The following is a 24,836-nucleotide window of genomic DNA, read 5'->3' on the forward strand; positions in this document are numbered from 1 at the left end:
GTCTGGTGGCCTGAGCGGCGTGCCCAGAACCCGATCCCATCTCGAACTCGGCCGTTAAACACGCCAGCGCCCATGGTACTGTGTCTCAAGACACGGGAGAGTCGGTCGCCGCCAGACCTGCACATCGCAATCGAAACGCGCCCTCAACACGATATCGACGACGCAAACAGGCCGCTCCTTTTGGAGCGGCCTGTTTGCGTTCGTGCGCATTGCGTCGGTCGAACCTTGCCGGAAAGTCATCTGGCCGCGACCGTCCCGTAATCGGCGTTCGCTCACAGTTCCCACAGCACCGATCTGCGCGACGGATCGTGCGAACGAAGCCGCAGGCCGACCTCGTGCCCTCCGAGGTCTTTGGCGCCGCGCTTCGGAACGGGCCGGGACCTACGCCCCATGGTTCCGGCCCGTTCACCGCGCGAAAGGGGAGGGGAGTGGGTTGACCATGCTGAGCGAGGCACGTTCCCCCGATCCACGCGGCGCGCTATGGACCGGATCCATGCGACTGCTCATCATCGAGGACGACCGGGACGCGGCGGCTTATCTGGTCAAGGCGTTCCGCGAAACCGGGCACGTCGCCGACTGCGCGCATGACGGGCTGGACGGCTACGCGCTGGCCCGCGAGGGCGCTTACGATGTGCTGATCGTCGATCGCATGTTGCCCAAGCTCGACGGCCTGTCGCTCGTTCGCTCTTTGCGCGAGCAGAAGGTGGCCACGCCCGTCCTGATCCTGTCGGCGCTCGGTCAGGTCGATGATCGCGTGAAGGGGCTGCGCGCCGGCGGCGACGATTACCTGCCGAAACCCTATGCGTTCTCGGAGCTGCTCGCCCGCACCGAGGCCCTGGCCCGGCGGCAGCTCGGATCCGGCACTGCGGAAGAGACCCGCTATCGCGTCGGCGATCTCGAACTCGACCGGCTGTCGCACCGCGTCACGCGGTCGGGGCGCGAGATCCTGCTGCAACCGCGGGAGTTCCGGCTCCTCGAATACCTGATGCGCCATGCCGGCCAGGTGGTGACCCGCACGATGCTGCTGGAACACGTCTGGGACTACCATTTCGATCCGCAGACCAACGTCATCGACGTCCATGTCTCCCGCCTGCGGGGCAAGCTCGACAAGGGATTCCCGTCGCCGATCATCCACACGGTCCGCGGGGCAGGTTACGTGCTGCGCGTCGATGAGGGCGCGGCCGGGTGAACCGGCTGCCGACCGACGCGCTCACTCCGTCCGAGACTGGCGCGGCGCGCTTCCAGAAACTCTTCCGCACCACCGCGTTCAAGCTGTCGCTCGCCTATCTGGCGATCTTCACGCTCTGCGCCTTCCTGGCGCTCGGCTACGTCGCCTGGAACGCGCGTGCGGTGCTGGACGACCAGATCGTGTCGACGATCGATGCCGAGATCAACGGCCTGTCGGAGCAGTACAACACCGGCGGCCTGCGTCGCCTGATCACCGTGGTCGAGCGACGCTCGCGGGAGCCGGGCGCCTCCCTCTACCTCGTCACGACGGCCGGCGGTGACCACGTGGTCGGAAATGTCGGCTACGTTCCGGCCGCAATCCTGGCGACGCCCGGTCAGAGCGAGACCCGCTATGGCCGCAACGACTCGGATGCCGAGGCACACCGGGCGATCGTGCGAGTCTTCACCCTGCCGGGGGGCTTCCGGCTGCTCGTCGGTCGGGACACGGAGGAGCGCGACCGCCTGCGGGCGGTGATCGGCCGGGCCTTCGGCACCTCCGTGGCCGCCATCATCGTCCTCGGGGTCATCGGCGGCTGGCTCGCGGCGAGTCGCGTCCTGCGCCGGGTCGACGCCATGACGCAGACCACCCGGGCGATCATGGCGGGTGACCTCGACGGACGCCTGCACGTCGCCGGAAACGGCGATGAACTCGACCGCCTCGCATCGAGCCTCAACCTGATGCTGGAGCGCATCGGCGAGCTGATGCGCGGGATGCGCGAGGTCTCCGACAACATCGCCCACGATCTGAAGACGCCTCTGACCCGCTTGCGCAACCGCGCCGACGAGGCTCTGCGCCGGCCCTCGACACCCGATGAGCTGCGCGCCGCTCTGGAAGCGGTGATCGAGGAGGGCGACGGGCTGATCCGGATCTTCAACGCGCTGCTGATGATCGCCAGGCTCGAAGCCGGCAGCGCAAGCGAGATCATGGCACCCCACGACCTCGGTGCGGCGGCCCGGGGTGTCGCAGAGCTCTACGAGGCGCTCGCCGAGGATCAGGGCTTCACCCTGGAGGTCTCGGCGGAGGATGGGGTCGTGGTCGAGGCCAATCGGGAGCTGATCGGACAGGCGCTGGCCAACTTGCTCGATAACGCCCTGAAGTATGGTGCTCCGCCGGGGGGCGGGCCGGGGCGGATCACCGTGGCGGTCTGGCGTGAAAGCGGGCTCGCTCGTCTCGCGGTTTCCGACAGCGGCCCCGGCATTCCCGAGGGTGCACGCGCGCATGTGCTCGCGCGATTCGTCCGTCTGGAGCAATCCCGGTCGCAGCCCGGGCTCGGGGTTGGCCTCAGCCTCGTCAACGCGGTGGTGCGCCTTCACCGGGGCACCCTGCATTTGCGCGACAACGGCCCCGGCCTGCGTGTGGAGGTATCGCTGCCGCTGGCCCAGGGCGATGCGGCCGGCGCGGCGGGACCCGCACGGGTGGGGCTCGGATAGGGACGGCGTGCTGCGTGCCGAACCGGGATGATGCCGTGCGCGTTCGATCTCGTCCGGTGCCCGATGCTGCCGAACAGCGACACGGTCGATCGGATGAAGCAGGCAGGACCGCACAAGGCGCCATCCGCGTCGGGCTGGCTTCCCTGTGGACAGGGTCCGCGCGCAGCTCGCTCGTGACAGGATGTCACATTCCTAAGATCTGAATCTGCCACGGGAGCACGCGGCTCGAAGCGTGGCAGTTTGATGATCGCATCCGAGACCCTGTATCCGTCCGGTGAAGCTTCGGTGCTCGTCCTGCAGGGCGGCGGTGCGCTGGGATCCTATCAGGCCGGCATCTACGAAGCGCTCGCCAAGCAGGAGACGACAGTCGATTGGGTCGCCGGGATCTCGATCGGTGCCATCAACGCGGCGCTGATCGCGGGTAACCCGCCGGACCGGCGCGTCGCCCGGTTGCGGGAATTCTGGGAGCTGGTCTCCTCGGATCTGACGGCGAAGCCGTTCGTCCCGGGCGAGCAGGCCCGGACGGCGTTCAACGAGATGTCGGCAGCCTGGATCGCAACCTTCGGCGTGCCGGGGTTCTTCACGCCGCGCGTGCCGCCCGCGGCGTTCTACCCGCCCGGCGCTCCGGAGGCGCTCAGCCTCTACGACACCGGGGCCCTCAAGGGTACGCTGGAGCGGCTGGTCGATTTCGACCGGATTAACCGGGGCGAGGTCCGGCTCAGCGTCGGCGCCGTGAACGTCCGCTCGGGCAACTTCATCTATTTCGACACCCGGACCGACCGGATCGGTCCGGAACACATCATGGCCTCGGGGGCGCTGCCGCCCGGCTTCCCGCCGGTGATCATCGACGGCGAGGCCTATTGGGACGGTGGCCTCGTCTCGAACACGCCCCTCGATTACGTGCTCGACACCGAGCGCCAGCGCGATCTGGTCGTCTACCAGGTCGATCTGTTCTCGGCCCAGGGGGCGATGCCCCGCACCCTGGTCGACGCCGCCGAGCGCGAGAAGGACATCCGCTATTCGAGCCGGACCCGGCTCAACACCGACAAGAACATCGAGATCCGCAAGGCCAAGCGCGCCATGCGGCGGCTGATCGAGAAGCTGCCGCCGGAGATGCAGGCCGACGACGACGTGACCTTCCTGCGCCAGGTCACCCGCCAGAACTTCATCACGATGATGCAGCTGATCTACCGGCAGAAGAGCTACGAGGGGAACTCGAAGGATTACGAGTTCTCCCGGGCCACGATGCTGGAGCACTGGCAGGCCGGGCACGACGATGCTGTCCGGTCCCTGCGCCACCGGCGCTGGCGTGAGCGGGCGCATAACGAGGACGGCGTCGCCGTCTTCGACCTCAGCCGGCACGCCCGCGATTGACACGACCCTGACGGCAGCCGGGGCGGACCGATCGCCCCAGCCCGGACGAGCGGAGGTTTGACCATGACCCGCGACGAGATCCTGTCCACGACCTCGATGCCCGCCATCAGCCCGAGCTATCCGCGCGGGCCCTACCGCTTCTGCCAGCGCGAATACCTGATCATCACCTACGAGACCGATCCCCTCGCCCTGCGCCGGGCGCTGCCGGAGCCGCTGGAGCCGCACCCGGACAACCTCGTCTTCTACGAGTGGATGAAGATGCCCGATTCCTCGGGCTTCGGCGATTACGAGGAGAGCGGCAGCGGCGCGTATGCCTTCTACAACGGCGAGCCGTGCAATTTCTCGATCCAGATGTACCTCGACGATGAGCCGCCGATCACCGCCGGCCGCGAGATCTGGGGCTTTCCGAAGAAGTGGGGCCAGCCCCAGCTCAAGCTCATGAAGGATACCCTGACCGGGACGCTGTTCTACGACGAGGAGCGGGTCGCGATGGGCACCATGACCTATAAGCACGAGAGCCTGGAGCACGATCTCGGTTCCGTCCGCGAGGGCTTGCGCAAGCTCAACATCAACCTGAAGCTGCTGCCGGATGTCGACGGCCAGCCGAAGGTTGCCCAGCTCGTGGGCTACCGGCTGGAGGACGTCACGGTCCACGGCGCCTGGAACGGCGAGGGCCGCCTCGATCTGATCCCCCACGTCAATTGCCGCGTCGCCGACCTGCCGGTGCGCCGGATCGTCGGGGCGCGCCACATGGTCGTGGACTTCACCCTTCCGTACGGCACAGTGCTGCACGACTATCTCGCCTGATCACAGTCCTGCCCAGATCCGGAGGATGCCATGACGCTCAAGACCAAGACCGCCCTCGTCACCGGCTCGACCAGCGGGATCGGGCTCGCGATCGCCCGGGCGTTCGCCGCCGAGGGGGCCAACATCGTGCTGAACGGCTTCGGCAAGCCGGATGAGATCGAGCAGGCCCGCACCGCCATCGAGACGGAGTTCGAGGTGCGCGCGCTCTATTCCGGGGCCGACATGTCGAAGCCCGCCGAGATCGACGCGATGGTCCGGGACGCGCAGGGATGCTTCGGATCCCTCGACGTGCTGGTCAACAATGCCGGCATCCAGTTCGTTTCGCCGATCGAGGATTTCCCGGCGGAGAAATGGGAGCAGATCATCGCGATCAACCTGTCCTCGGCCTTCTACGCGATGCATGCCGCCATCCCCGGCATGAAGGCGCGGGGCTGGGGGCGGATCATCAACACCGCCTCGGCCCACTCGCTGGTGGCCTCGCCGTTCAAGTCGGCCTACGTCGCCGCCAAGCACGGCATCGCCGGCCTGACCAAGACGGCGGCGCTGGAACTCGCGCCCCACAAGGTCACGGTGAACTGCATCTCGCCGGGCTATGTCTGGACGCCCCTCGTTGAGGCGCAGATCCCCGACACCATGAAGGCCCGCGGCCTTACCAAGGAACAGGTGATCGAGGAGGTGCTGCTCAAGGCGCAGCCGACCAAGGAGTTCGTCACCGTCGATCAGGTCGCCGCGCTCGCGGTGTTCCTGTGCTCCGACGCGGCGAGCCAGATCACTGGTGCCAACATCCCGATGGATGGTGGCTGGACGGCGCAGTAGCGGCGTATTCGGCCCCGCCCGCGCGACCGGGCGGGGCCGTGTTCGATCAGCGGCGGCCGTGGATCAGCAGGGCGATGCCGTAGCCGACCGCGCCCGCGATGAGCAGCGCGACGAGGGGATTCTCTTCGACCCGAGCGCCGACGGCGGCGCGGCCGTCGCGCAGATAGGAGCCGCTGCGCTCGTAGGCGTCACTCGCATAGTCGCCGGCGCGGTCATACGCGTCGCTGGCGACGTCGCTGGCTTGGTCGGCGATGTCACGGGCCTTGTCCTTCACCTGCCCGTAGACGTTCTGCGCCTGGCCCTGGGCGTCGCGGAAGCGCCCCTCGACCGAGTCCCGGTTCGAGCCGACGAAATCGCCGGCCGCGCTCTGAACCTTGCCGACGGCTTCCTTGGCGCCGCCGACGATCCGATCCGTATCCACCATGACACTCTCCTGGACGTGCGCGGCACCGAGACGGCGGCGCCGCTCGATACGCCGTCGTCCTCGGAACGCGCGAGAAGGGGTTTGTGCCCCCCGTCCGGCTGGAATTTGTGCGCCCGAGCCCGACTGAGCCTTTGGTGTCAGAGCCCAATCAATTCGGCGATCGCGGTTGCGCCTGCGGCCGGCGAGGTCTCACCTCGGGCCACGGCCGCCTCCGCCTCGGCGGTGCGGCGGCGGACCTCCGGCGACCCGACGAGGCGCTGGTGCAGTCGCTCGTCGACGAGCGCCCACATCCACTTCACGTCCTGAGTCCGACGCTTCGCCTGGATCTCGCCGGTGGCGGTGAGCTTCTCCCGGTGATCGACGATCCTGGCCCAGAGGGCGTCCAGCCGCAGGTTGTGGAAGCCCGAGATGGTCACCACCGGCGGCGTCCAGGTCGCGGAGGCCGGGGTGAGGATGTGCAAGGCCGCCCGGTATTCGGAGGCCGCCGCGTTGGCCCGATGCTCGGCCTCGCCGGCATCGGCTTTGTTGACCGCGATCATGTCGGCGAGTTCGAGGATGCCCTTCTTGATACCTTGAAGCTCGTCGCCCGCCCCGGGAAGCATCAGCACGAGGAAGAAGTCGGTGAGGTCCGCCACCGTGGTCTCCGACTGGCCGACGCCGACCGTCTCCACCAGGATCACGTCGAACCCGGCCGCCTCGCAGAGCAGCATGGTCTCGCGGGTCTTGGCCGCGACACCGCCCAAGGTGCCCGAGGACGGAGAGGGGCGGATGAAGGCGTTCGGATCATGGGCGAGGCGGGCCATCCGGGTCTTGTCGCCCAGGATCGAGCCACCGGTGCGCGAGGAGGACGGGTCGACCGCCAGCACCGCCACCTTGTGGCCGGCCGCCGTCAGGTTCGAGCCGAGGGCATCGATGGTGGTCGATTTGCCGACGCCAGGCACGCCGGTAATTCCCACCCGGATCGCCTTGCCGGTCTGCGGCAGCACGGAATCGATCAGCGTGGCGGCCAGCGCCCGATGATCGGCCCGCTTCGACTCGGCCAGGGTGATGGCTCGGGCCAGGGCGGCACGGTCGCCATGCAGCAGGCGCTCGCGCAGGTTCTCGATATCGATGGACGGCGTCATACCTCTTCATGGCGGGGACGCGGGCCGCCGTCGAGGGGGAGCGCGGCTTGTGTCCCGCGCACAACAAGCCACACCGTGCCCGTACTCCACAGCGATCCGTGACGCGCCTGCCCCGCCACGGCCAAGATCATGCGCCAGGGAAGCGGCCCCCACCCGAGCGTACCCGGATCATGCCGAGCCAGACCGTCTCACGCCGCGTTATCCTCCGGTTCGGTGCCCTTGCGGGCGCTGCTGGTCTTGCCCCGTCTCTCGGCGCCTGCGTCACCGACGATCTCGGGACCGGCTCGGCTTTGCCCGAGAAGCAATCTGCGCTCGATGTCATGCCGGTGCTGCTGGTCGCCACGACCCGCAAGCCCGTGGGCAACCCGCCGCGGCCACCGTATTTCGGCAGCGAGCGCGGCCGGGGACTCAGCTTCGCGGAGGTGCGTCTGTCGCCCCCGGACCGGTCGCTGCTCGGAAAGGTCTCCGCAGTCATCACCGGCGACTGGACCATCGGCGCCGTGCCCAAGACCGAGAGCGGGCCCGGCGCGGCGGATGCCTTCGCGCAGGCGGCGCTCGGCCGCGACGTGCTGATCTACGTCCACGGCTACCGCGAATCGTTCGAGTCGGCCGCCGTCAGTGCCGCGCGGCTGTCGGACGGGATCCGCTTCCGCGGCGTTTCAGGCCTGTTCACGTGGCCCTCCGCGGCCGCGACCCTGGATTACAACTACGATCGCGAGAGCGCGTTGTGGTCGCGGGACGCCTTCGAGGATCTGCTCAAGGCGCTGGCCGCGACGCCGAGCGGCGGCCGCATCAACATCGTGGCGCACTCGATGGGCACGCTCCTGACGCTGGAAACCGTGCGCATGCTGCGCGCGGAGGCCGGCGAGGCGGCGATGGCGCGCCTCGGCGCTGTGGTGCTGGCCGCCCCCGACATCGACTTCGACCTGTTCTCCAACGGCGTCTCCCGGCTCGGACCGGACGTGTCGAAGATCACGGTGATCTCGGCGACCAACGACCGGGCGCTCGAACTCTCCGCGGCTCTGGCCGGCGGCGTCCGCGCGGGCGCGGTGGACCGTGCGAAGCTGGAGGCGCTCGGCGTGCGCGTCGCCGACGCCTCGGATTACGGCGGCGGCCTGATCAACCACGACCTGTTCCTGTCGAACCCGGAGGTGCAGGGCGTGGTCAAGCGGGCGATCGCGCGAGGGGCGGGGGTCTGAGGCTCGACCGTCACCCGGTCCGGGTCGCCATGCTCTGCGGCGGCAAGGGTTCCTCCGGCGGCATCGCCGCGTCGGACCCGTCGCTGTGGTCGATCTCGTCGGCCCAGACCCGGAAGCCCACCAGAGGGTTGGGCCCGAAGGTGTGGGTCAGCGGCACGTCCGCGGCGTCGCGCCCGTAGGCCACCATCACCCGCCCGATCCGCGGAGCGTTGTTGCGCGGGTCGAACACGTGCCAGCGCCCGCCGAGATAGACCTCCATCCAGGCGGCGAAATCGCCGGCCGGGTGCGGCTCGGGCTCGCCGATGAAGCTGATGTAGCCGGTGCAGTAGCGGGTCGGCACGTTCAGGGCTCGGCACAAGGCCACCGCGAGATGGGTGAAGTCCCGGCAGACACCACGCCCGCCCGCATAGGCGTCCAGGGCGGTGCGGTCCCGGTGGGCGAACTCGTAGCCGAACGCAATGTGGTGGTGGACGAAATCGCAGACCGCCTGCACCCGGTCCCAGCCCGGCGCGACGTCGCCGAACAGCCGCCACGCTTCGTCCGCCAGCAGGTCCGATTCGCAGTAGCGGCTCGGCAGGAGGAACACGATGGTGTCTGCGGGGAGCGCCTCGATCGTATGCTGCTCGGCCTCCCGGTGGGCCGCATCGCGCGCGCCGTCGTCGCGGATCACCGCGTCGGTGCCGATGGTGAAGTTGCCGGCCGGAGCGGTCAGGCGGCCGCACAGGTTGCCGAACCCATCGCGGTAGGTCTCCACCGGAACGGGGGGCTCGGTGCGCAGCGTATCGGGCGTTTCGAGGGCGTCGGCCCGGGTGGGATGCACATTGAGCATGACCACCATGGGCACCGGATAGGGGAAGGCGTAGCGCATCTCGCAGCCGAGCCTGATCCGCATGCGCGGTGATCCTTTTGTCCGTTGTTGTCCCGAGCCAGGTGCGCCGCGCCAAATCGCGCCGGCACCGTGGCGACGGGCTTGGCGCCCGCTCGCTTCACCCCTACAGCATCCCCTTGGCGGCGCTCAGGACCGCCGGACGAAACCCACGGGTTTTCGTCCGGGGCCCGGCGTCGCACCCGCGCGATCCCGCTGATCGGGCGCGCCTGAGGACGGTTACGAGAGGGATGCCGGCCATGTTCACGCTCGAGATCGAGGGCACCGCCGTAGCGGTGATCAACAGCGACGAGGCGTCCGCCAAGGACCTGTTCACCTGTGCGGGCTTCAAGGAAGACATCCGGACCATGACGAGCGAGGGCAAGCCGCTCTGGAACGGCACCTCGGCGCTCAAGATCCGGGCCGCCACCGAGGACGAGATCGAGATCTTCGAGGACGCCCTCGCTGAGGATGACGGGGAAGGTGAATACGTCGAGGACGCGCACCATTCCGGCACCGATTCGGACGGCGAGACCGACGAGGACGAGGCCGACATCGTCTTCTTGGTCGACATCGACGAGGACGAGGATGAAGCCGACGCCTGAACGCGGCTGAACCGAAGCGCCCCCCGGCCGTTTTCGAACCGATTCGGGAACGAGACCGGGAGGGTTGCATGGCCGATAGCAGGCGGATGGTGGACGCGTTGGTGCGCTCACGACGGAGCGGCCTCGCCGCGGGCGCGGCGCTGGGTGGGCTCGCGCTGATCAGCGGCCTCGCCTTCCGGGCCCTGCGCGGCACCGAGGCACCAACGCCAGCCACGGGCGGTCCGGATTTTACCGCCGTCGCCGAGGATGAGGCCCGCCTGATGCTCCGGGCGATGGTGGCGGCCACAACGGCCGACGGCCTGGTCGATGCCGCGGAGCGCAAGCGCCTCCAGGCTGCCGTCTCCGAGGCCGGGCTCGATGCGGACGGGCAATCCTGGCTGGAGCGGGAGCTCGAAAGCCCCGCCGATGTGGACGAGATCGCCGAGCGGGTGGCGGGCCCCGACGCTGCGGCCCGGATCTACGCGGCAGCCCGGCTCGCCATCGATCCCGACACGCTGCAGGAGCGCCAGTTCCTGAAGATGCTGGCCGAAGCCCTGGATCTGCCCGCCGACGCGACGAGCCGTATCGAACGCGACATCGCCGCCTGACCGTCGCCGCACGGCTTGGCACGCTCGACGCTGCGAGGACCCTTCCGCCATCGGTGCGGAGGTCCGCGCGGTGTGGGACCGGGATCTCATCGAACTAGGCTGGAAACAGCTTTTGTTGCGGGTTTCCGCCGTTCTGCAACACCAAACGATGCTTTGGGGAAGATCTGGCTGATGAAGCGCTGGCTAATCGGCGCCAGTCTGCTTAGCATCGCGGCCCGGGGAAGGGCCGGACAGGCCCGATCGAGAGGGCCGGGACGCATCATGGCAGGATTGTCGCTGCCCGCTTTTTCCCGCGCATGGCCGGCCGTCTGTGCGATGGCCGCCCTGTTGCTGACTGGAGCCGCCGAGGCGGCCGAACCGTCGCCGGGACCGCTCACTATCGCCGCGCAGGGCAGCTTTTTCGTGGGCGGCCGCGACGTTCAGTCCGACACACTCTCGACGCTGCCGGCCTACGCGCCCTCGGGGACGATCAGCGTCGACCAGATCTATGTCCGCTATCAGCTCCCGGTCGCGCCGGTCCGGCCGCCGCTGGTCCTGATCCATGGCTGCTGCCTCACGGGAAAAACCTGGGAGACGACGCCGGACGGCCGCATGGGCTGGGACGAGTACTTCGTGCGCCGCGGCTTTCCGACCTACGTGATCGATCAGGCGTGGCGCGGCCGCTCGGCGGCGAGCCCGGCCCAGGTCGACGCGGTGAAGATGGGCCGAGCCGAGCCCAACACGCTGCCGGCCGTGTTCTCGGCCGGCCGTGAGCCGGCCTGGGCGATCTTCCGGTTCGGCCCGGAATACCCGAAGGTGTTTCCGGGGATGCAGTTCCCCCTGGAGGCGCAAGAAGAGTTCTGGAAGCAGATGGTCCCGGACTGGTCGGCTGCCCTGCCGATGCCGAACCCCACCGTGCCGGCCCTGTCGGAACTCGCCAAGCGGCTCAAGGGCGCGGTGCTGGTCTCGCACTCGCAATCGGGGATCTACCCGTTCCAGACCACCGCCCTCGACCGCACGGGCATCCGTGCGATCGTCGCCATCGAGCCCGCTGGCTGCCCGGACCCGGCCAAGGACGACCTCGCGCCGTACAAGGACCTGCCGATCCTGGTCCTGTTCGGCGACTACGTCGACACCTCGTCACGCTGGGCGCCCCGGCTCAAGCAATGCCGCGGCTTCGTGGCGGCGGCCAACGCCGCGGGCGGCCGCGCAGAGCTGATCCTGCTGCCGGAGATCGGCATCCACGGCAATTCGCACATGCTGATGCAGGACAAGAACAGCCTCGACATCGCCGATTGGCTCGCCGGCTGGATCGAGAAGCGGGCCGCGGTGAAATCCTGAACGGCTGATTTCTTCCCACCGCTGCCGGCTACGATCGTCACCTATCTGGGTTGGGCATCGTTGTTCCTGACGGAGCGCAATAGGTCCCCTCTCGCGAGTGATAGAAGGGACGAGTGCTCGATCCTGAACCAGCCTGTCCGGACCTGATTTTTGAACCCGCAAGCCAGCAGCGGCGGAGGGAGTTTACGCGGCAGATCCAGTCCGACGCTCGTAAGCCACTCAGCCCGGCTTGCGCTCGCTCAGGAATGTCCCCATCCGCTCCAGCGCCCGGCGGATATTTGCCTCCGAGTTGGCGTAGGATAGGCGGATGTAGCCCTCGCCGTGGACACCGAAATCCGGTCCGCCAATCACCGCCACGCCTGCCTCTTCGAGAAGCGTGGAGGCTAGCGCCTTCGCCTTCCAGCCGGTCTCGGAGATGTTCGGGAAGGCGTAGAACGCCCCCTTCGGCGCAATGCAGGAAACCCCCGGCAGGGCGTTCAAGCCGTCCACCACGATCGCCCGGCGCCGGTCGAACGCAGCGACCATGTCGGCCACGCAATCCTGCGGGCCGTCGAGGGCCGCGATGCCGGCCCACTGCGTCGATGCGTTGACGCAGGAATGCGCGTTGACCGCCAGCTTGCGCGCGGCGTCGTAGAGCGGCTTCGGCCAGACCGACCAGCCCAGCCGCCAGCCGGTCATCGCGTAGGTCTTGGACGCCCCATCGAGGTAGATCAGCCGATCGCGGATTTCTTCGTAGGTCAGCAGCGAGTGATGGGCCTCGCCGTCGTAGGTCATCGTGCCGTAGATCTCGTCCGACAGCACCGCCACGTCGGGATGGTCGGCCAATCCCCGCACTAGGGCGTCGATCTCGGCCTTCGGGGTCACGCCGCCCGTCGGGTTCGCCGGAGAATTGACGATCAGCAGCCGGGTCTTGGTAGTAATCAGCGACAGGGTCTCGGCCGCCGAGAACGCGAAGCCGTTCGCCTCGCGGATCGGCACCGGCACCGGCGTCGCGCCCGTGAACTCGATCATCGAGCGGTAGATCGGGAAGCCGGGATCCGGGTACAGGATCTCCACGCCGGGCGCGCCGAACATCAGGATCGCCATGAACATGGTGACCTTGCCGCCCGGCACGATCATCACCGAATCCGGTGAGACCGCGACCCCGTGGCGGCGGTGGATGTCGCGGGCAACCGCTTCGCGCAGGGGCGGGATACCGACCGCCGGGGTGTAGCCGTGATGGCCGTCGCGCAACGCCTTGATGCCGGCCTCGACCACATGGGGCGGGGTCGGCATGTCGGGTTGGCCGATGCCGAGATTGATCACGTCGCGGCCCTGGGCCGCCAGGGCCTGGGCGCGGGCCAGCACCGCGAAGGCGTTCTCCTCGCCGATGCGGGAGAAGGCCGGAACCACGTGCAGCATCGCGCCCTCCGCGCTTTGGAGCGTCAGGGCTTGGTGCGCTCGCCGAGCTTCATGGCGGCGAACGACATCCCCACGGAGATCAGGCCAAGAATCACGAAGGTCTTCACCGAGGCGTAGAACAGGGCCGGCTCGATGCCCGTGTCGGTGTAAAGCACGAGGCCGATCGCCGCGAGCGGCAGCGAGAGCAGGATGAAGAGGGGAACGAGCGGGTTCATGTTCGGCACTCGGATCCGGCGTGCAACGGCGTGCGCGCCCCTGGAAAACGAATCTGCATAGCACCGTGCCGCGACGGTTGGGACCCCGGCGGCTGCAGTTTTTCGCCGAGCCGCTGATCCGCTCACGCTTGCTCAATCTTTCGGCCCGATACTGATCATGGGAGATCGAAAGCGAATGAGCCGATCAACGGTCCAGTGGCCAGGAAAAGGGCCGGGCGCTTCGGGCGCCGGTGCGTCCCCCGTCGATATGTTGGCCACACAGATCGGGAAACTGCTGCGCCACCCGGCCTACCGGCGTGGCGCGATCGTCAGCCCCCTGTTGCTGCGCCACCTGCCGACCGATGCTGGTTATGCCTGGAACGGGGAGGCCGCCCTGCGCGCACGCCTCACGGCGGCCGGTCTCGACGCGGCCAGCATCGATCATCTGTTGCGGAACGCCCAGGACGAGTTCCTGCGCCTGCGCCGGCCCGCCGACGCCTGAAGCGGTTCAGGCCGGGACCCGGACCGTGGCCCGCAGGCCGCCGAGCGGGCTGTCGTGCAGGGCGATGTCGCCGCCATGGGCCCGGGCGATGTCCCGGGCGATCGCGAGCCCCAGGCCGGAGCCGCCGGCATCCTGCCGGGCATCGTCAAGCCGCACGAAGGGTTTGAACACCGCCTCCCGGCTCTCCGGGGGGATGCCCGGCCCGTCGTCGTCGATCGAGACGAAGAAGGCGCGGGCCTCCAGCCGGCCGGAAATCGCCACCGTCTCGCCGTACCGGGCGGCGTTGGACGCCAAGTTGAACAGGCAGCGCCGGAAGGCATCCGGGCGCACCGTGATCTCGGGCGCCCCGGCCAGCTCCACCGTGGAGACATGCGCGCCGAGCCGCTCGACATCGGTGCGGATATCCTCCAGCAGCGACCGCATGTCGGTGGGGCTGGCGAGCTCGGCCGAATCCCCGCGGGCGAAGGCGAGGTAGCCTTCGAGCATCCGGCTCATCTCGTCGACGTCGCGGCTGAGATCCTCGATCTCGTCCGTCTGCTCGATCAGCGCCAGGGACAGGCGGAACCGGGTCAGGATCGTGCGCAGATCGTGGCTGACGCCGTTCAGCATCGTGGTGCGCTGTTCCATCGCCCGCTCGATGCGCCGCTTCATCTCGATGAAGGCGTGGCCGGCCTGCCGCACCTCCCGGGCGCCCCGGGGACGGAACTCGATCTCCCGGCCCTTGCCGAACCCCTCTGCCACGGCGGCGAGCCGCAGGATCGGCTTGATCTGGTTGCGCAGGAACAGGATCGCGACGCCGAGCAGGACCAGCGAGGAGCCGATCATCCACACGAGGAAGATGTGCGAGTTCGACGCGTAGGCCTGGCTGCGCCGGGCGGTGATCCGCATCACCCCGTCGGGGATCGCCACCCGGATCTCGATCAGGTTCGAGCGGCCGACCGTGTCGATCCAGAAGGGGCGGCGGATCTGACGCTGGATCTCGTCCGAGAGGGCCTCGTCCAGGATCGAGAAGAACGGCCTCGGCCCCGGCGGTGGCAGCTTGGCGCCCTTGAGGATGTCCAGGTCGAGGTTCAGCCGTTCGCCCGCGATGCGCGAGAGGGTCTCGGCGTCCCTGTCCTGCGGATAGCTCTCGTAGATGTCGATCAGCGCGGCGACGTCGGCGGTGACCGCCGCCGAGAGGCGCTTGGTCACGAGCTGCCAATGCCGCTCCATGAAGGTGTAAGCGATCACCGACTGGAGCAGCACCACCGGCGCGATGATGATGATCAGTGACCGGGCGTAGAGCCCCTTCGGCAGCCGGTCGCCGACCGCGCGGCTGATCCGCTTCCACAGCCGGCGCGGGCCCGAACGCGGGGGATCCTGGCGCAGGGCGCGGGCGAGGGCGGGATCGGGGGCGTTCATGGGGGCGCCCGCCCGGATCGAGGCCACGGGGCGGTCGAAGTATCGGTTGCCCTAAGGCCTCCAATCCGCACCCTCATCCTGAGGTGCGGCGCAGCCGCCTCGAAGGAGGCCTCCAGAAATCGCGGCGCGCTCTGGAGGCCTCCTTCGAGGCCTTCGCTGCGCTCCGGCGCCTCAGAATGAGGTGATGGGTTGGATAGGCCGAACACGTTTCGGAACACCGAATCCGCCGAGGAACGAAGCCCTTAGAGTATTGACGTTCGCCGTTCTCCGCCATCGTGTCATGAGACGCGGTCGCGATCGCGGGTGCCGGACCGCCTTGCACCGCGCCGCGAGGGCCATACCTGTAGCGCGCGGGGGGCACCCGCCGGCCCAAGGCATTTCCAGGCCATGCTCAGCACAGATACCGACATCCTCTCCGCTGCCGAATCCTGGCGGCGCGACGGCCGCGCCGTAGCTCTGGCGACTGTCATCGAGACCTGGGGCTCCGCCCCGCGTCCGGTGGGCAGCCACCTCATCGTCGACGACGCGGGCAACTTCCTGGGCTCCGTCTCGGGGGGATGCGTGGAGGGCGCCGTGATCACCGAGGCCATCGAGGTGATCGAAGCCGGGGCGCCGCGCGTCCTCGAATTCGGCGTGGCCGACGAGACCGCGTGGCGGGCCGGCCTGTCCTGCGGCGGGCGGATCCGGGTCTTCGTCGAGCGGGTCGACTGATGCGCGCCGACCTCCTGTCCGTCCTCAACGCTGAGCGGGCCGCCCGCCGGGCCGCCATCCTGGTCACCGACATCGCCGACGGCGCGCAGCGCCTCGTGCGCGAGTCGGAGATCGTCGTCGATCCGCTCGGCGCGGTGCTGGCCAAGCATCTCGCCTCGGCCAAGAGCGGCCTCGTGGAGGCGGACGGACGCACGCTCTTCCTCACCGTCCACGTGCCGCCGGTGCGGCTCGTGGTGATCGGTGCCGTCCATATCTCGCAGGCCATGGCGCCGATGGCGGCGGGGCTCGACCTCGCGTTGACGGTGATCGATCCGCGGACCGCCTTCGCCACGCCCGAGCGCTTCCCGGGTATCGAACTCGTGGCCGAATGGCCGGACGCCGTGCTGGGCTCCCGCGTGCCGGCGCTCGATCGCTACTGCGCGCTCGCTGCACTGACCCACGATCCGAAGATCGACGATCCGGCGCTGAAGGCGGCGCTCGCTGCGGACTGCTTCTACGTGGGCGCTCTTGGCTCCCGGAAGACGCACGCGGCCCGCGTCGCCCGGCTCACCGAAGCCGGCTTCACGCCGGAGCAGATCGGCCGGATCCGTGCGCCGATCGGGCTGCCGATCGGAGCGGTCAGTCCCGCCGAGATCGCGCTCGCCGTGCTCGGCGAGGTCGTGGCCGCTTTGCGCCACGTGCCCCGCCCGGAGGCCGCGTGAGGTTCGGTCCCGTCCCGCTCGCCGAGGCGGCCGGGCTGATCAGCGCCCATACCGTGCGGCGGGAGGGGCTGACCCTGCGCAAGGGCGCGGTGATCCCGCAGGATCTGGCAGCGGAGCTGGCCCGTTCCGGTGTGTCGGAGATCGTGGCGGCTGCCCTCGAACCGGGCGATATCGGTGAGGATGCCGCCGCCGCGCGCTTGGCCGCTCACCTCGCCGGGCCGAACCTGCGGGTGGCGGCGCCGTTCACCGGCCGCTGCAACCTGTACGCCGAGACCGCAGGCGTCCTGACCCTGGACCCGGCCCGGATCGACGCCGCGAACGCGGTCGATGAGGCGGTCACGGTGGCCACGCTCCCCCGGTTCAAGCCGGTGGTGGCAGGCGAGATGATCGCGACCGTCAAGATCATCCCCTACGCAGTGCCCGGCGCGGTGCTGGACTGCGCCTGCGCGGCGGCCGGGGGCGGCACGCTCGCGGTGGCACCCTATCGCCGCCGCCGGGTGGGCGTCGTGTCGACCCGGCTGCCAAGCCTCAAGGAGGCGACGATCGACAAGACCCTCCGGGTGCTGGCCGAGCGCCTCGCCCCAGCGGACGCCACGATCGTGGCCGAGACCCGGGTGCCGCACGCGGCCGATGCCGTCGCGGAGGCCCTGGCGGGCGCGATCGACGGCGCCGGGGCCGATCTCGTAGTGGTGTTCGGCGCTTCGGCCATCGCCGACCGGCGCGACGTCATCCCGGCCGGCATCGAGGCCGCCGGGGGCCGGGTCGCCCATCTCGGGATGCCGGTCGATCCCGGCAACCTGCTCCTCGTCGGCAGCCGGGGCGACGTTCCGGTCATCGGCGCCCCGGGCTGCGCGCGCTCGCCGAAGGAGAACGGCTTCGACTGGATCCTCCACCGCCTGCTCGCCGACCTGACCGTGACCCGGGCCGACATCGTGGCGCTGGGCGTCGGCGGCCTGCTCATGGAGATCGTTTCCCGACCGCAGCCCCGCGCCGGGGGGGAGGCCGTCGGCGAGGCGGAGGCCGATGCCTGAGATCGGAACGGTGCTCCTCGCCGCAGGACGCGGCAGTCGGTTCGGCCCGGCGCCGAAGCTGCTCGCGCGGCTCGACGGGAAACCCCTGGTCCGCCACGCCGCCGAGGCCGCCCTGGGTGCCGGGCCGCGCCCGGTGGTCGCCGTGCTGGGCGCGCACGCGGATGCGGTCCGGGCGGCGCTCGACGATCTCGAACTGATCCGCGTGGAGAATCCCGATTACGCCGCCGGCCTCGCCACGTCGCTGCGAGCGGGGCTCGCGGCGCTGCCGGCATCCTGCACCGCCGCCGTGGTGGTGCTGGGCGACATGCCGCGGGTGACGGCCGCCCATATCGACCGCCTCGTGGCGGCCTTCGCGGATGCGGAGCCGGCAGCCGTGGTCCCCGTGCAGGACGGGCGTTACGGGAACCCGGTCCTCCTGAACCTGCGCCGCCTCGGCGCCGACATCGCGCATCTGCGCGGCGACCATGGCGCCGGGCCGCTCCTCCGGGGACGGGCGGATGTGCTGGAGATTCCAGGCGACGCCGCCACCGGCCTCGACATCGACACGCCGGCCGCACTCGCGGCCCTGCGGGACATTCAGGCCTGAGCGGTCAGGCCTCGGCGTGCTTCCGCGCCGTGCGGGCGTCGGCGCGGCACCGGTCCGAGCAGTAGCGCACCTCGTCCCAGACACGTGCCCACTTCTTCCGCCACGCGAAAGGCTTTCCGCATTGTTCGCAGACCTTCTGCGGAAGGTCGCCCTTGCGGCGCATCGGCGGCATCCGTCCTCCTCATCCCTGCACCGGCCCAGCGTTCGGGCGATCCTGGGCTTGCCTGTGCCGCGCGCGCGCATCCAAGAGGTGCGCGAGACCCATCATGACCGCGAGACCGCCGACATTGACGGCGACCTGAAGCGGCCATGTGGCGTCGAAGGTCCGGTAGAGGATGCGGCCGATGAGCGCCGCCAGGCAGCCGGCGGCGAAGACTTCCAGCGAATGCCGGCCGCAGGCATCGATCAGCCGGAGCCGGCGCCAACGGCTGAGGCGGGCGACCACGGGTATGCTGAGCAGCAGATAGATCAGCGCCAGGATGTCGAGCAGCCGCAGGGGGCCGACATGGCTCTTGTCGGGCGCCTCGATCGCCAGCGGCCTGAGATCCGGCAGGCCCCACGCGGTCCAGGAGCCGCCCTGCAGCAGCGCGAAGCCGAGATAGGCACCGGCCGCCGCCGCAGCCCAGGTGCGCCAGGGCAACAGCCCGTCCCCGGCCCGGACGGCAAGCGCCAAGGCCGCCCCGACCACGAACAGGAACTGCCACGCGAACGGATTGAAGTACCATCCGTCATCGACCGCGGCGGCGTTCGGCAGGTTGAGCTGGTGATCGACGTTTGCCGCGAGCCACAGCGTGCCGGACAGCGCCAGCACGCCCCACACGCCGCGCCGCATTCCGAAATGGACGAGCGGGAACACGGCCAGCAGCAGGATGTAGAGCGGCAGGATGTCGAGGTAGTTGGGCAGCGCGTTCAGCGCGAGCCCGCGCAGCAGGCCCGGCACGAGGCCCATCTGGATCAGGGGCGCCACGCCGAATCGCGGCACGAGCCCGGTGAGATCCATCCAGATCCGGACGATGATCAGCGTGGCCAGGAGCAGCCCGGCCTGGAACAGGTAGATGCGCAGGCAGCGCCGGACGATGCGCGCCACCGCGGTCCGGGTCCCCGCCCGCCGGAACAGCCCGCCATAGGCGATCATGGAGGAGTAGCCGGCCAGCAGCACGAAGATTTCGGCCGCATCCGAGAATCCGAAATTGTGCAGCGTGAACAGGGCCGGGGCGTTGCGCGGGATGTGGTCGACGAAGATCGTCAGCAGCGCAAGGCCGCGCAACACGTCGACCCGCGCATCCCGCAGGGGCTTTGCGGGATGCGGCGTCTCAGCGGGACCCGCTGGAGGACGCGGCGCGGCATTGAGCGCCGGGCGTTCGAGATCGTCGATGCTGTTCAAATCAGGTCATCGTCGGGTGCGCTGCGGCTGGCTACGGCGCGATAATACCGCAGTGCAGCGCAGGCGCTGCGGGAGACTACGTCGATCACGCGTCTTTGTTCACGGGCGGCGTGAGGTCGTCCGTCGAGAACGCTTGCCCGCGCTCCGGGTCCTGCCCGACGCGATGCGGCGAAGGACGCTCGCCTCGTGCCCGGAGGCGGTATAGACGCGACGGATCGATCCCGGCCGCCAGCGACGGTGCCGGGCAGGGGCAGGGTTCATGCGCGTCCTCGTCACCGGAGCCGGAGGTTTTCTCGGCCGCCGCCTGCTTGAGGCGCTGCGCCGGGACCTGCCCTCCGACAGCCGCATCCTCGGCATCGACCGCGCCGCGCAGCCGCCGCTCGACGGCGTGACGTTCCTCATGGTCGATCCGTTCGATGCTGGACGGCTCGCCGCGGCGGTGGCGGAATTCGAACCGACCCTCGTGTTTCACCTCGCGGCCCTGGCCTCGGTCGCCCAATCGAGCGAGACGCCATCCTACGCGTGGCGGGCGGATCTCCTCGGCACGTTGAACCTCGCCGAGGCGCTGGCGAAATCGGGTGCGACCCTGGTGTTCCTGAGTGCGAGCGTGGTTTACGGCGAGGCGTTCCGGGTCCGGCCGCGTCCGGATGAGAGCGTGACCCCGCGGCCCGACACGATCTCGGGACGGACCAAGACCGCCTGCGAGTACATCCTGCGCGACGTGCTGGCGCATGCCGGCGTGAAGCATCTCGTGCTCCGGCCATCGAACTACATCGGACCCGGGCAGGCCGAGACCTTCGTGGTCGCCTCCCTGGCCGGCCAGATCGCCCGCATCGAGCGCGGGCTCGCGCCGCCGTGCCTGCAGGTCGGCGATCTCTCGGCCGGACGCGATTTTTTCGACGTGGCCGATTTCACGGCCGCCTGCATACGCCTGACCGAGCGGCTCGCGGATCTGCCGGATGGCGGCATCTACAATGTCGGATCGGGCACCGTGACCCCGGTCTCCGGGATCCTCAACGCGTTGCGCGATATGACGGACGCAACCTTCACGGTCCGGGTCGTGTCCGACCGGGTGCGGGACGCGAGCACCCTAGCCGAGGGCTGCGACCCGTCAGCCTTCATGGCGGCGACGGGTTGGAAGCCGGTCATTCCGCTCCCGCAGAGCCTGTCGGCGATCCTGGCGGAGGCGCGCGCACGGCTCGGGTGACGGGCCGCGGTCAGGGAGATCGAGCGCAGCGCCGCCGCGTCTCTCCCCCACAGAAAAGGAGGGCGCGACATCCGGATGGATCGCGCCCCGCAATCGTCCCGCCGACGCTCAGCGCGAGAACCGCTTGTACTTGATCTTCTTCGGCATGATCGAATCGGCCCCGAGCCGCCGGACCTTGTCGGCCTCGTAGTCGGAGAAGTTGCCCTCGAACCATTCCACGTGGCTGTCGCCCTCGAAGGCGAGGATGTGCGTGGCGATGCGGTTCAGGAACCAGCGATCGTGGCTGATGATCACCGCGCAGCCGGCGTAATCCTCCAGCGCGTCCTCGAGGGCGCGCAGGGTCTCCATGTCGAGGTCGTTGGTCGGCTCGTCGAGCAGCAGCACGTTGGCGCCGCCCTTCAGGGTCCGGGCGAGGTGGACGCGGTTGCGCTCGCCGCCCGAGAGGGTGCCGACCTTCTTCTGCTGGTCGGGCCCCTTGAACGCGAAGGCCGCGCAATAGGCGCGCGAATTGATCTCGCGCTTGTTGAAATAGATGATGTCGTTGCCGCCCGAGACCTCCTGCCAGACCGTGGCGTTCGGATCGAGGGCATCGCGCGACTGGTCGACATAGCCGAGCTTGACCGTCTCGCCGACCTCGATCTTGCCGTTGTCGGGCTTCTCCTGGCCGGTGATCATCTTGAACAGGGTGGTCTTGCCGGCGCCGTTCGGGCCGATCACGCCGACGATGCCGCCCGGCGGCAGCTTGAACGACAGATCCTCGATCAGCAGCCGGTCGCCGAACGCCTTGCTGAGGTGCTCGAACTCGATGACGTTGTTGCCGAGCCGCTCGTCGATCGGAATGACGATCTGCGCGGAGGCATCGACCTTGTTGTTCTGCTTGGCGACCAGCTCCTCGTAGCGCGTGATACGCGCCTTGGACTTGGACTGGCGGGCCTTCGGCGAGGCGGCGATCCACTCCTGCTCGCGGGCGATGGAGCGCTGCCGGACCATGTCCTCGCGGCCCTCCTGCTCCAGGCGTTTCTGCTTCTGCACCAGCCAGGCCGAATAATTGCCCTCGTACGGGATGCCCTTGCCGCGATCGAGCTCCAGGATCCAGCTCGTGACGTTGTCCAGGAAGTAGCGGTCGTGGGTCACGATCAGGATCGCGCCCGGATACTGGCGCAGATGGCCTTCGAGCCAGTTCACCGTCTCGGCGTCGAGGTGGTTGGTCGGCTCGTCGAGGAGCAGCAGCTCGGGCTCCCACAGGAGCAGGCGGCACAGCGCGATGCGGCGGCGTTCGCCGCCCGAGAGCGTGGCGACCGGCTGCTCGTCGCTCGGGCAGCCCAAAGCCTCCATGGCTTGGTCGATCTTGGAATCGAGTTCCCAGAGGCCCAGCGACTCGATCCGGTCCTGGAGCTCGGTCATCTCGTCGGCGGTCTCCTCCGAGTAGTTCATGGCGAGCTCGTTGTAGCGGTCGAGCATCGCCTGCTTCTCGGCGACGCCTTCCATCACGTTCTCGCGGACGGACTTGTTCGGATCGAGCTGGGGCTCCTGCGGCAGGTAGCCGACGCGCGCGCCCTGGGCGACCCAGCCGTCGCCGGTGAACTCCTTGTCGAGGCCGGCCATGATCTTGAGCAGCGTCGACTTGCCCGAGCCGTTGATGCCCAGCACACCGATCTTGGCGTCGGGATAGAAGGACAGGTTGACGCTATCCAGAACCTTCTTGCCGCCGGTATAGGCCTTGGTCAGGCCCCGCATGTGGTAGATGAATTCGCGAGCCATCGCGGAAATCCTCGGCGTGGTGTGCGGGATGCGCGATGCGTGCCAATGGCACGGGGCAGGCGCGGGGCCCATCCCCCGTCCTGTACGCACGCCCCGACGATATAGGAATCACGCTGTTCGACTATCAGGCCCGCCGGGACGCGGCAAGGATGCCGGCTTTTCCCCCGCTTGACCGGGCCGCTCAGGCGAACGGGTTCGGGACCGATTTCGGCGCCGCCTCGGGCGCTTCGGCCACCGCCTCAGGCAGGTCGTCGCCCTCCAGGGCCTGCACGATGGCGTCGAGCGTCTGCTTGAGCAGCCGTGCCTGGGCGAGGCCCGCCTTGTCCCGGGTCAGATCGAGGGAGCCGTGGAGGGCGATCCGGTCGGTGCCGTTCTCGAAGCAGAGGGCGCCGATCGTGCGCGCTCCGGCATCGTCCGCGAAGGGCGCGAAGGAATCGGATGGGGGCTCGGCTTTGGCGCGGCGCTTGTCCGGCTGCCTGTCCTTTTGCATGCATCCCTCTCAGAAGATTCCGCGCAGCACGTCGCGGACGATTTTGCGCAGGGCGTGGTTGATCTCGCGCTGGAGCCAGTCCTGCCACGTCGGCTCATGGCGCGGACGGTGCTCGTCGGCGCGGGCGGAAGCGTGCGGGTCCGGCAGGGTCATCGCGGTGGTCCGGGCACCGACCGGCAGCCCAGGGAAGACGTCGATCCCGGCCTGCCGGTTCAGCTCGTCGATGGAAACCGCTTGCCAGTCGCGCGAATCCGCGTTGCGGGCGAGATAGGCGCCGGCCTCGCCGCTCGCCGGATCGTAGAGCGCCTTGAACAGCTGGGTCGGCACCAGCACGCCGCCCTTGATCTGCTGGACCGCATCCCCGGAGAAGATGACGCCCGTCACCACGAAGATCGAGCCGCGCCGGGTTGCCAGCCGCCGTGTGCTCTCTTCGATATCGGCCCAGAGACCGCGATTCAGGACCCGGTTCTGCGGCACGATGTTGGCGAGGCTGAAGGATTCGGCCTGGGCGCCGAGCGTCGGCATGTCGCCCGCCGGGGCGAGGTGGCCCCGGTCGAAGCCGCTGCGGACGTAATCCTCCAGCGAGGCCCGCTCGTCCGCCGGCAGCCGAAGTTCCTCGTGGAACGAATCGTCCCGCGCCACGGTGCGGGCTGCGGCGATGCTGGCGCGGGTCAGGTGCTCCGCGGAATAGAGCGGCGTGTGCGTCACGCCGGAATGGAGCACCGCAAACGCCTCGAAGCAGAGCGGGACCGTTCGCGTCGCCAGCTTGGGGTTTGTGAGAACCGGGGCCTGCCCGTTGGAGAACAGAGCCGGACAGGCATCCTCGGCCCGCGCGGCCGGAGCAGACGAAGCAATGAGAATGAACGCCGTGGCACAGAGCCTCCGGCGTGTGCTCACCAGCATACGCGCACCCGCCGCACGCCCTCCGGCGTCGGTCGGCTCCGCCACGCACAGGGGCGGCCGAGATGTTGGGCGAAGGGCCGCACGTCACGATCCGGGCCGCCGGGGGCGAGCCGCGGCGGGCAATCGCCCAGGAAGTTGCAGAGGAAATCAAGGTTACCGTCCGGCTGTCGTGGCTGGGCGTAAGCTTCGCCGTTACCCGTAATCGCCAGCGTGAGCAGGATTGTGCACAGACGAGCCGGACTCAAAGGTGGACCTCTTGTGGCGGTGAAGGCACGTAACTGAAAAAAATGGCGACCTGACATTGATCGGGCCGCCGATCATCCGTAACTGGCACTATCATGACAGCGACGGACGGGTGGGTTCTAGCATGAACGCGGACCGCCGGATGCCTGTATCGCGCCGGCCCAGGGCACGCGAAGCGGCCGTCGCCACACTCGAACGAGCGGATTCGACCATTGGCGATATCACCTGAGCAATCGGCGTTGCTGGATCGCGTCCCGAACCCGGCAGCGTTGCGGCGTCTTCCGGAATCGGAGCTGCAGAGTGTGGCGGATGCGGTGCGCGCCGAGATGATCGACGCCGTCTCGATCACCGGCGGCCATCTCGGCTCGGGGCTCGGCGTGGTCGAACTCACCGTCGCCCTGCACCACGTGTTCGACACCCCCGACGACCGCATCGTCTGGGACGTCGGCCACCAGTGCTACCCGCACAAGATCCTCACCGAGCGCCGCGACCGCATCCGCACGCTGCGCCAGGGCGGCGGCCTCTCGGGCTTCACCAAGCGC

At 69.0% G+C, this 24,836-nt stretch carries 27 protein-coding genes and 1 rRNA gene; 17 read left to right on the forward strand and 11 right to left on the reverse strand.

What is annotated here, in order from left to right:
* Position 1 precedes the first annotated feature (1 nt).
* From rrf to MKK84_RS28490, 6 genes are all read left to right on the forward strand, one after another.
* Positions 2-117, forward strand: a 5S ribosomal RNA gene (rrf, locus tag MKK84_RS28465).
* A 376-nt stretch (positions 118-493) separates the two neighbouring features.
* Positions 494-1,189 (forward strand): response regulator transcription factor, encoded by a 696-nt coding sequence (locus MKK84_RS28470; protein WP_243925411.1) that lies wholly within the window; start codon positions 494-496, stop codon positions 1,187-1,189.
* Positions 1,186-2,658, forward strand: a complete 1,473-nt coding sequence (locus MKK84_RS28475; protein ID WP_243925413.1) for an ATP-binding protein — start codon at positions 1,186-1,188, stop codon at positions 2,656-2,658. The genes MKK84_RS28470 and MKK84_RS28475 overlap by 4 nt, the downstream gene beginning before the upstream one ends.
* Positions 2,659-2,901: 243 nt before the next feature.
* Positions 2,902-4,032 (forward strand): patatin-like phospholipase family protein, encoded by a 1,131-nt coding sequence (locus MKK84_RS28480; protein ID WP_243925415.1) that lies wholly within the window; start codon positions 2,902-2,904, stop codon positions 4,030-4,032.
* A 63-nt stretch (positions 4,033-4,095) separates the two neighbouring features.
* Positions 4,096-4,839 (forward strand): acetoacetate decarboxylase, encoded by a 744-nt coding sequence (locus MKK84_RS28485; protein ID WP_243925417.1) that lies wholly within the window; start codon positions 4,096-4,098, stop codon positions 4,837-4,839.
* A gap of 30 nt (positions 4,840-4,869) precedes the next feature.
* Entirely contained in the window at positions 4,870-5,655 is a 786-nt protein-coding gene (locus MKK84_RS28490; RefSeq protein WP_243925418.1) for a 3-hydroxybutyrate dehydrogenase, read from the forward strand.
* 46 nt (positions 5,656-5,701) lie between these two features.
* Here MKK84_RS28490 and MKK84_RS28495 read toward each other — a convergent pair whose 3' ends face one another.
* Both MKK84_RS28495 and meaB read right to left on the reverse strand, forming a co-directional pair.
* Positions 5,702-6,079 (reverse strand): CsbD family protein, encoded by a 378-nt coding sequence (locus tag MKK84_RS28495; RefSeq protein WP_243925420.1) that lies wholly within the window; start codon positions 6,077-6,079, stop codon positions 5,702-5,704.
* A 137-nt stretch (positions 6,080-6,216) separates the two neighbouring features.
* Positions 6,217-7,203, reverse strand: coding sequence for a methylmalonyl Co-A mutase-associated GTPase MeaB (meaB, locus tag MKK84_RS28500; RefSeq protein ID WP_243925422.1), 987 nt, complete (start codon positions 7,201-7,203; stop codon positions 6,217-6,219).
* A 170-nt stretch (positions 7,204-7,373) separates the two neighbouring features.
* Here meaB and MKK84_RS28505 point away from each other — a divergent pair, with 170 nt between their 5' ends.
* Positions 7,374-8,402 carry an alpha/beta hydrolase gene (locus tag MKK84_RS28505; protein ID WP_243925424.1) on the forward strand — a complete coding sequence of 343 codons (1,029 nt, stop codon included), beginning with the start codon at positions 7,374-7,376 and terminating at the stop codon, positions 8,400-8,402.
* Between the two features lie 10 nt (positions 8,403-8,412).
* On the opposite strand, the gene MKK84_RS28510 is transcribed toward MKK84_RS28505, so the two are convergent.
* Complete coding sequence (locus tag MKK84_RS28510; RefSeq protein ID WP_243925426.1) at positions 8,413-9,294, reverse strand: transglutaminase-like domain-containing protein; 882 nt, start codon at positions 9,292-9,294, stop codon at positions 8,413-8,415.
* Positions 9,295-9,527: 233 nt separating this feature from the next.
* On the opposite strand from MKK84_RS28510, the gene MKK84_RS28515 reads away from it, so the two are divergent.
* From MKK84_RS28515 to MKK84_RS28525, 3 genes are all read left to right on the forward strand, one after another.
* Positions 9,528-9,872, forward strand: coding sequence for a hypothetical protein (locus MKK84_RS28515; protein ID WP_243925428.1), 345 nt, complete (start codon positions 9,528-9,530; stop codon positions 9,870-9,872).
* A gap of 68 nt (positions 9,873-9,940) precedes the next feature.
* Positions 9,941-10,459, forward strand: a complete 519-nt coding sequence (locus tag MKK84_RS28520) for a DUF533 domain-containing protein (RefSeq protein ID WP_243925430.1) — start codon at positions 9,941-9,943, stop codon at positions 10,457-10,459.
* A gap of 315 nt (positions 10,460-10,774) precedes the next feature.
* Positions 10,775-11,779: an esterase gene (locus tag MKK84_RS28525; RefSeq protein ID WP_243925432.1), complete on the forward strand. Its 1,005-nt coding sequence runs from the start codon at positions 10,775-10,777 to the stop codon at positions 11,777-11,779.
* 219 nt (positions 11,780-11,998) lie between these two features.
* On the opposite strand, the gene MKK84_RS28530 is transcribed toward MKK84_RS28525, so the two are convergent.
* Entirely contained in the window at positions 11,999-13,180 is a 1,182-nt protein-coding gene (locus tag MKK84_RS28530; protein WP_243925434.1) for a pyridoxal phosphate-dependent aminotransferase, read from the reverse strand.
* Between the two features lie 23 nt (positions 13,181-13,203).
* Positions 13,204-13,395, reverse strand: a complete 192-nt coding sequence (locus tag MKK84_RS28535) for a hypothetical protein (RefSeq protein WP_243925435.1) — start codon at positions 13,393-13,395, stop codon at positions 13,204-13,206.
* A gap of 247 nt (positions 13,396-13,642) precedes the next feature.
* Here MKK84_RS28535 and MKK84_RS28540 point away from each other — a divergent pair, with 247 nt between their 5' ends.
* A complete protein-coding gene (locus MKK84_RS28540) occupies positions 13,643-13,876 on the forward strand; it encodes a hypothetical protein (RefSeq protein WP_243925437.1) in 234 nt (77 codons plus the stop codon).
* A 6-nt stretch (positions 13,877-13,882) separates the two neighbouring features.
* Here the strand turns inward: MKK84_RS28540 and MKK84_RS28545 are convergent, their stop codons facing one another.
* Positions 13,883-15,277, reverse strand: a complete 1,395-nt coding sequence (locus tag MKK84_RS28545; RefSeq protein ID WP_243925458.1) for an ATP-binding protein — start codon at positions 15,275-15,277, stop codon at positions 13,883-13,885.
* A 387-nt stretch (positions 15,278-15,664) separates the two neighbouring features.
* Between MKK84_RS28545 and MKK84_RS28550 the strand changes: the two genes are divergently transcribed.
* From MKK84_RS28550 to MKK84_RS28565, 4 genes are read left to right on the forward strand one after another with little or no spacing between them, the layout of a single operon-like run.
* Positions 15,665-15,988, forward strand: coding sequence for an XdhC family protein (locus MKK84_RS28550; protein WP_091720836.1), 324 nt, complete (start codon positions 15,665-15,667; stop codon positions 15,986-15,988).
* Complete coding sequence (locus tag MKK84_RS28555) at positions 15,988-16,689, forward strand: XdhC family protein (RefSeq protein WP_243925439.1); 702 nt, start codon at positions 15,988-15,990, stop codon at positions 16,687-16,689. Before MKK84_RS28550 ends, MKK84_RS28555 begins: the two co-directional genes overlap by 1 nt.
* Positions 16,686-17,720 carry a molybdopterin-binding protein gene (locus MKK84_RS28560; RefSeq protein WP_243925441.1) on the forward strand — a complete coding sequence of 345 codons (1,035 nt, stop codon included), beginning with the start codon at positions 16,686-16,688 and terminating at the stop codon, positions 17,718-17,720. Before MKK84_RS28555 ends, MKK84_RS28560 begins: the two co-directional genes overlap by 4 nt.
* On the forward strand, positions 17,713-18,306 hold the full coding sequence (locus MKK84_RS28565) for an NTP transferase domain-containing protein (RefSeq protein ID WP_243925443.1): 594 nt from the start codon (positions 17,713-17,715) through the stop codon (positions 18,304-18,306). The genes MKK84_RS28560 and MKK84_RS28565 overlap by 8 nt, the downstream gene beginning before the upstream one ends.
* Positions 18,307-18,310: 4 nt before the next feature.
* Here the strand turns inward: MKK84_RS28565 and MKK84_RS28570 are convergent, their stop codons facing one another.
* Both MKK84_RS28570 and MKK84_RS28575 read right to left on the reverse strand, forming a co-directional pair.
* On the reverse strand, positions 18,311-18,478 hold the full coding sequence (locus tag MKK84_RS28570) for a DUF2256 domain-containing protein (protein WP_243925445.1): 168 nt from the start codon (positions 18,476-18,478) through the stop codon (positions 18,311-18,313).
* 9 nt (positions 18,479-18,487) lie between these two features.
* Positions 18,488-19,690, reverse strand: a complete 1,203-nt coding sequence (locus MKK84_RS28575; protein WP_243925447.1) for an OpgC family protein — start codon at positions 19,688-19,690, stop codon at positions 18,488-18,490.
* 259 nt (positions 19,691-19,949) lie between these two features.
* Between MKK84_RS28575 and MKK84_RS28580 the strand changes: the two genes are divergently transcribed.
* Positions 19,950-20,897, forward strand: a complete 948-nt coding sequence (locus MKK84_RS28580) for an NAD-dependent epimerase/dehydratase family protein (RefSeq protein ID WP_243925449.1) — start codon at positions 19,950-19,952, stop codon at positions 20,895-20,897.
* A gap of 108 nt (positions 20,898-21,005) precedes the next feature.
* On the opposite strand, the gene ettA is transcribed toward MKK84_RS28580, so the two are convergent.
* The 3 genes from ettA to MKK84_RS28595 form a co-directional block, all read right to left on the reverse strand.
* Positions 21,006-22,658, reverse strand: a complete 1,653-nt coding sequence (gene ettA, locus MKK84_RS28585) for an energy-dependent translational throttle protein EttA (RefSeq protein ID WP_243925452.1) — start codon at positions 22,656-22,658, stop codon at positions 21,006-21,008.
* 181 nt (positions 22,659-22,839) lie between these two features.
* Positions 22,840-23,148 carry a hypothetical protein gene (locus MKK84_RS28590; protein ID WP_243925454.1) on the reverse strand — a complete coding sequence of 103 codons (309 nt, stop codon included), beginning with the start codon at positions 23,146-23,148 and terminating at the stop codon, positions 22,840-22,842.
* A 9-nt stretch (positions 23,149-23,157) separates the two neighbouring features.
* A complete protein-coding gene (locus tag MKK84_RS28595) occupies positions 23,158-24,051 on the reverse strand; it encodes a DNA/RNA non-specific endonuclease (RefSeq protein WP_243925456.1) in 894 nt (297 codons plus the stop codon).
* 455 nt (positions 24,052-24,506) lie between these two features.
* On the opposite strand from MKK84_RS28595, the gene MKK84_RS28600 reads away from it, so the two are divergent.
* The coding region (locus MKK84_RS28600; protein ID WP_279599759.1) for a 1-deoxy-D-xylulose-5-phosphate synthase N-terminal domain-containing protein at positions 24,507-24,836 on the forward strand (330 nt) is incomplete at its 3' end.

It is taken from the genome of Methylobacterium sp. E-065 (assembly GCF_022829605.1).
Classification (GTDB): domain Bacteria; phylum Pseudomonadota; class Alphaproteobacteria; order Rhizobiales; family Beijerinckiaceae; genus Methylobacterium.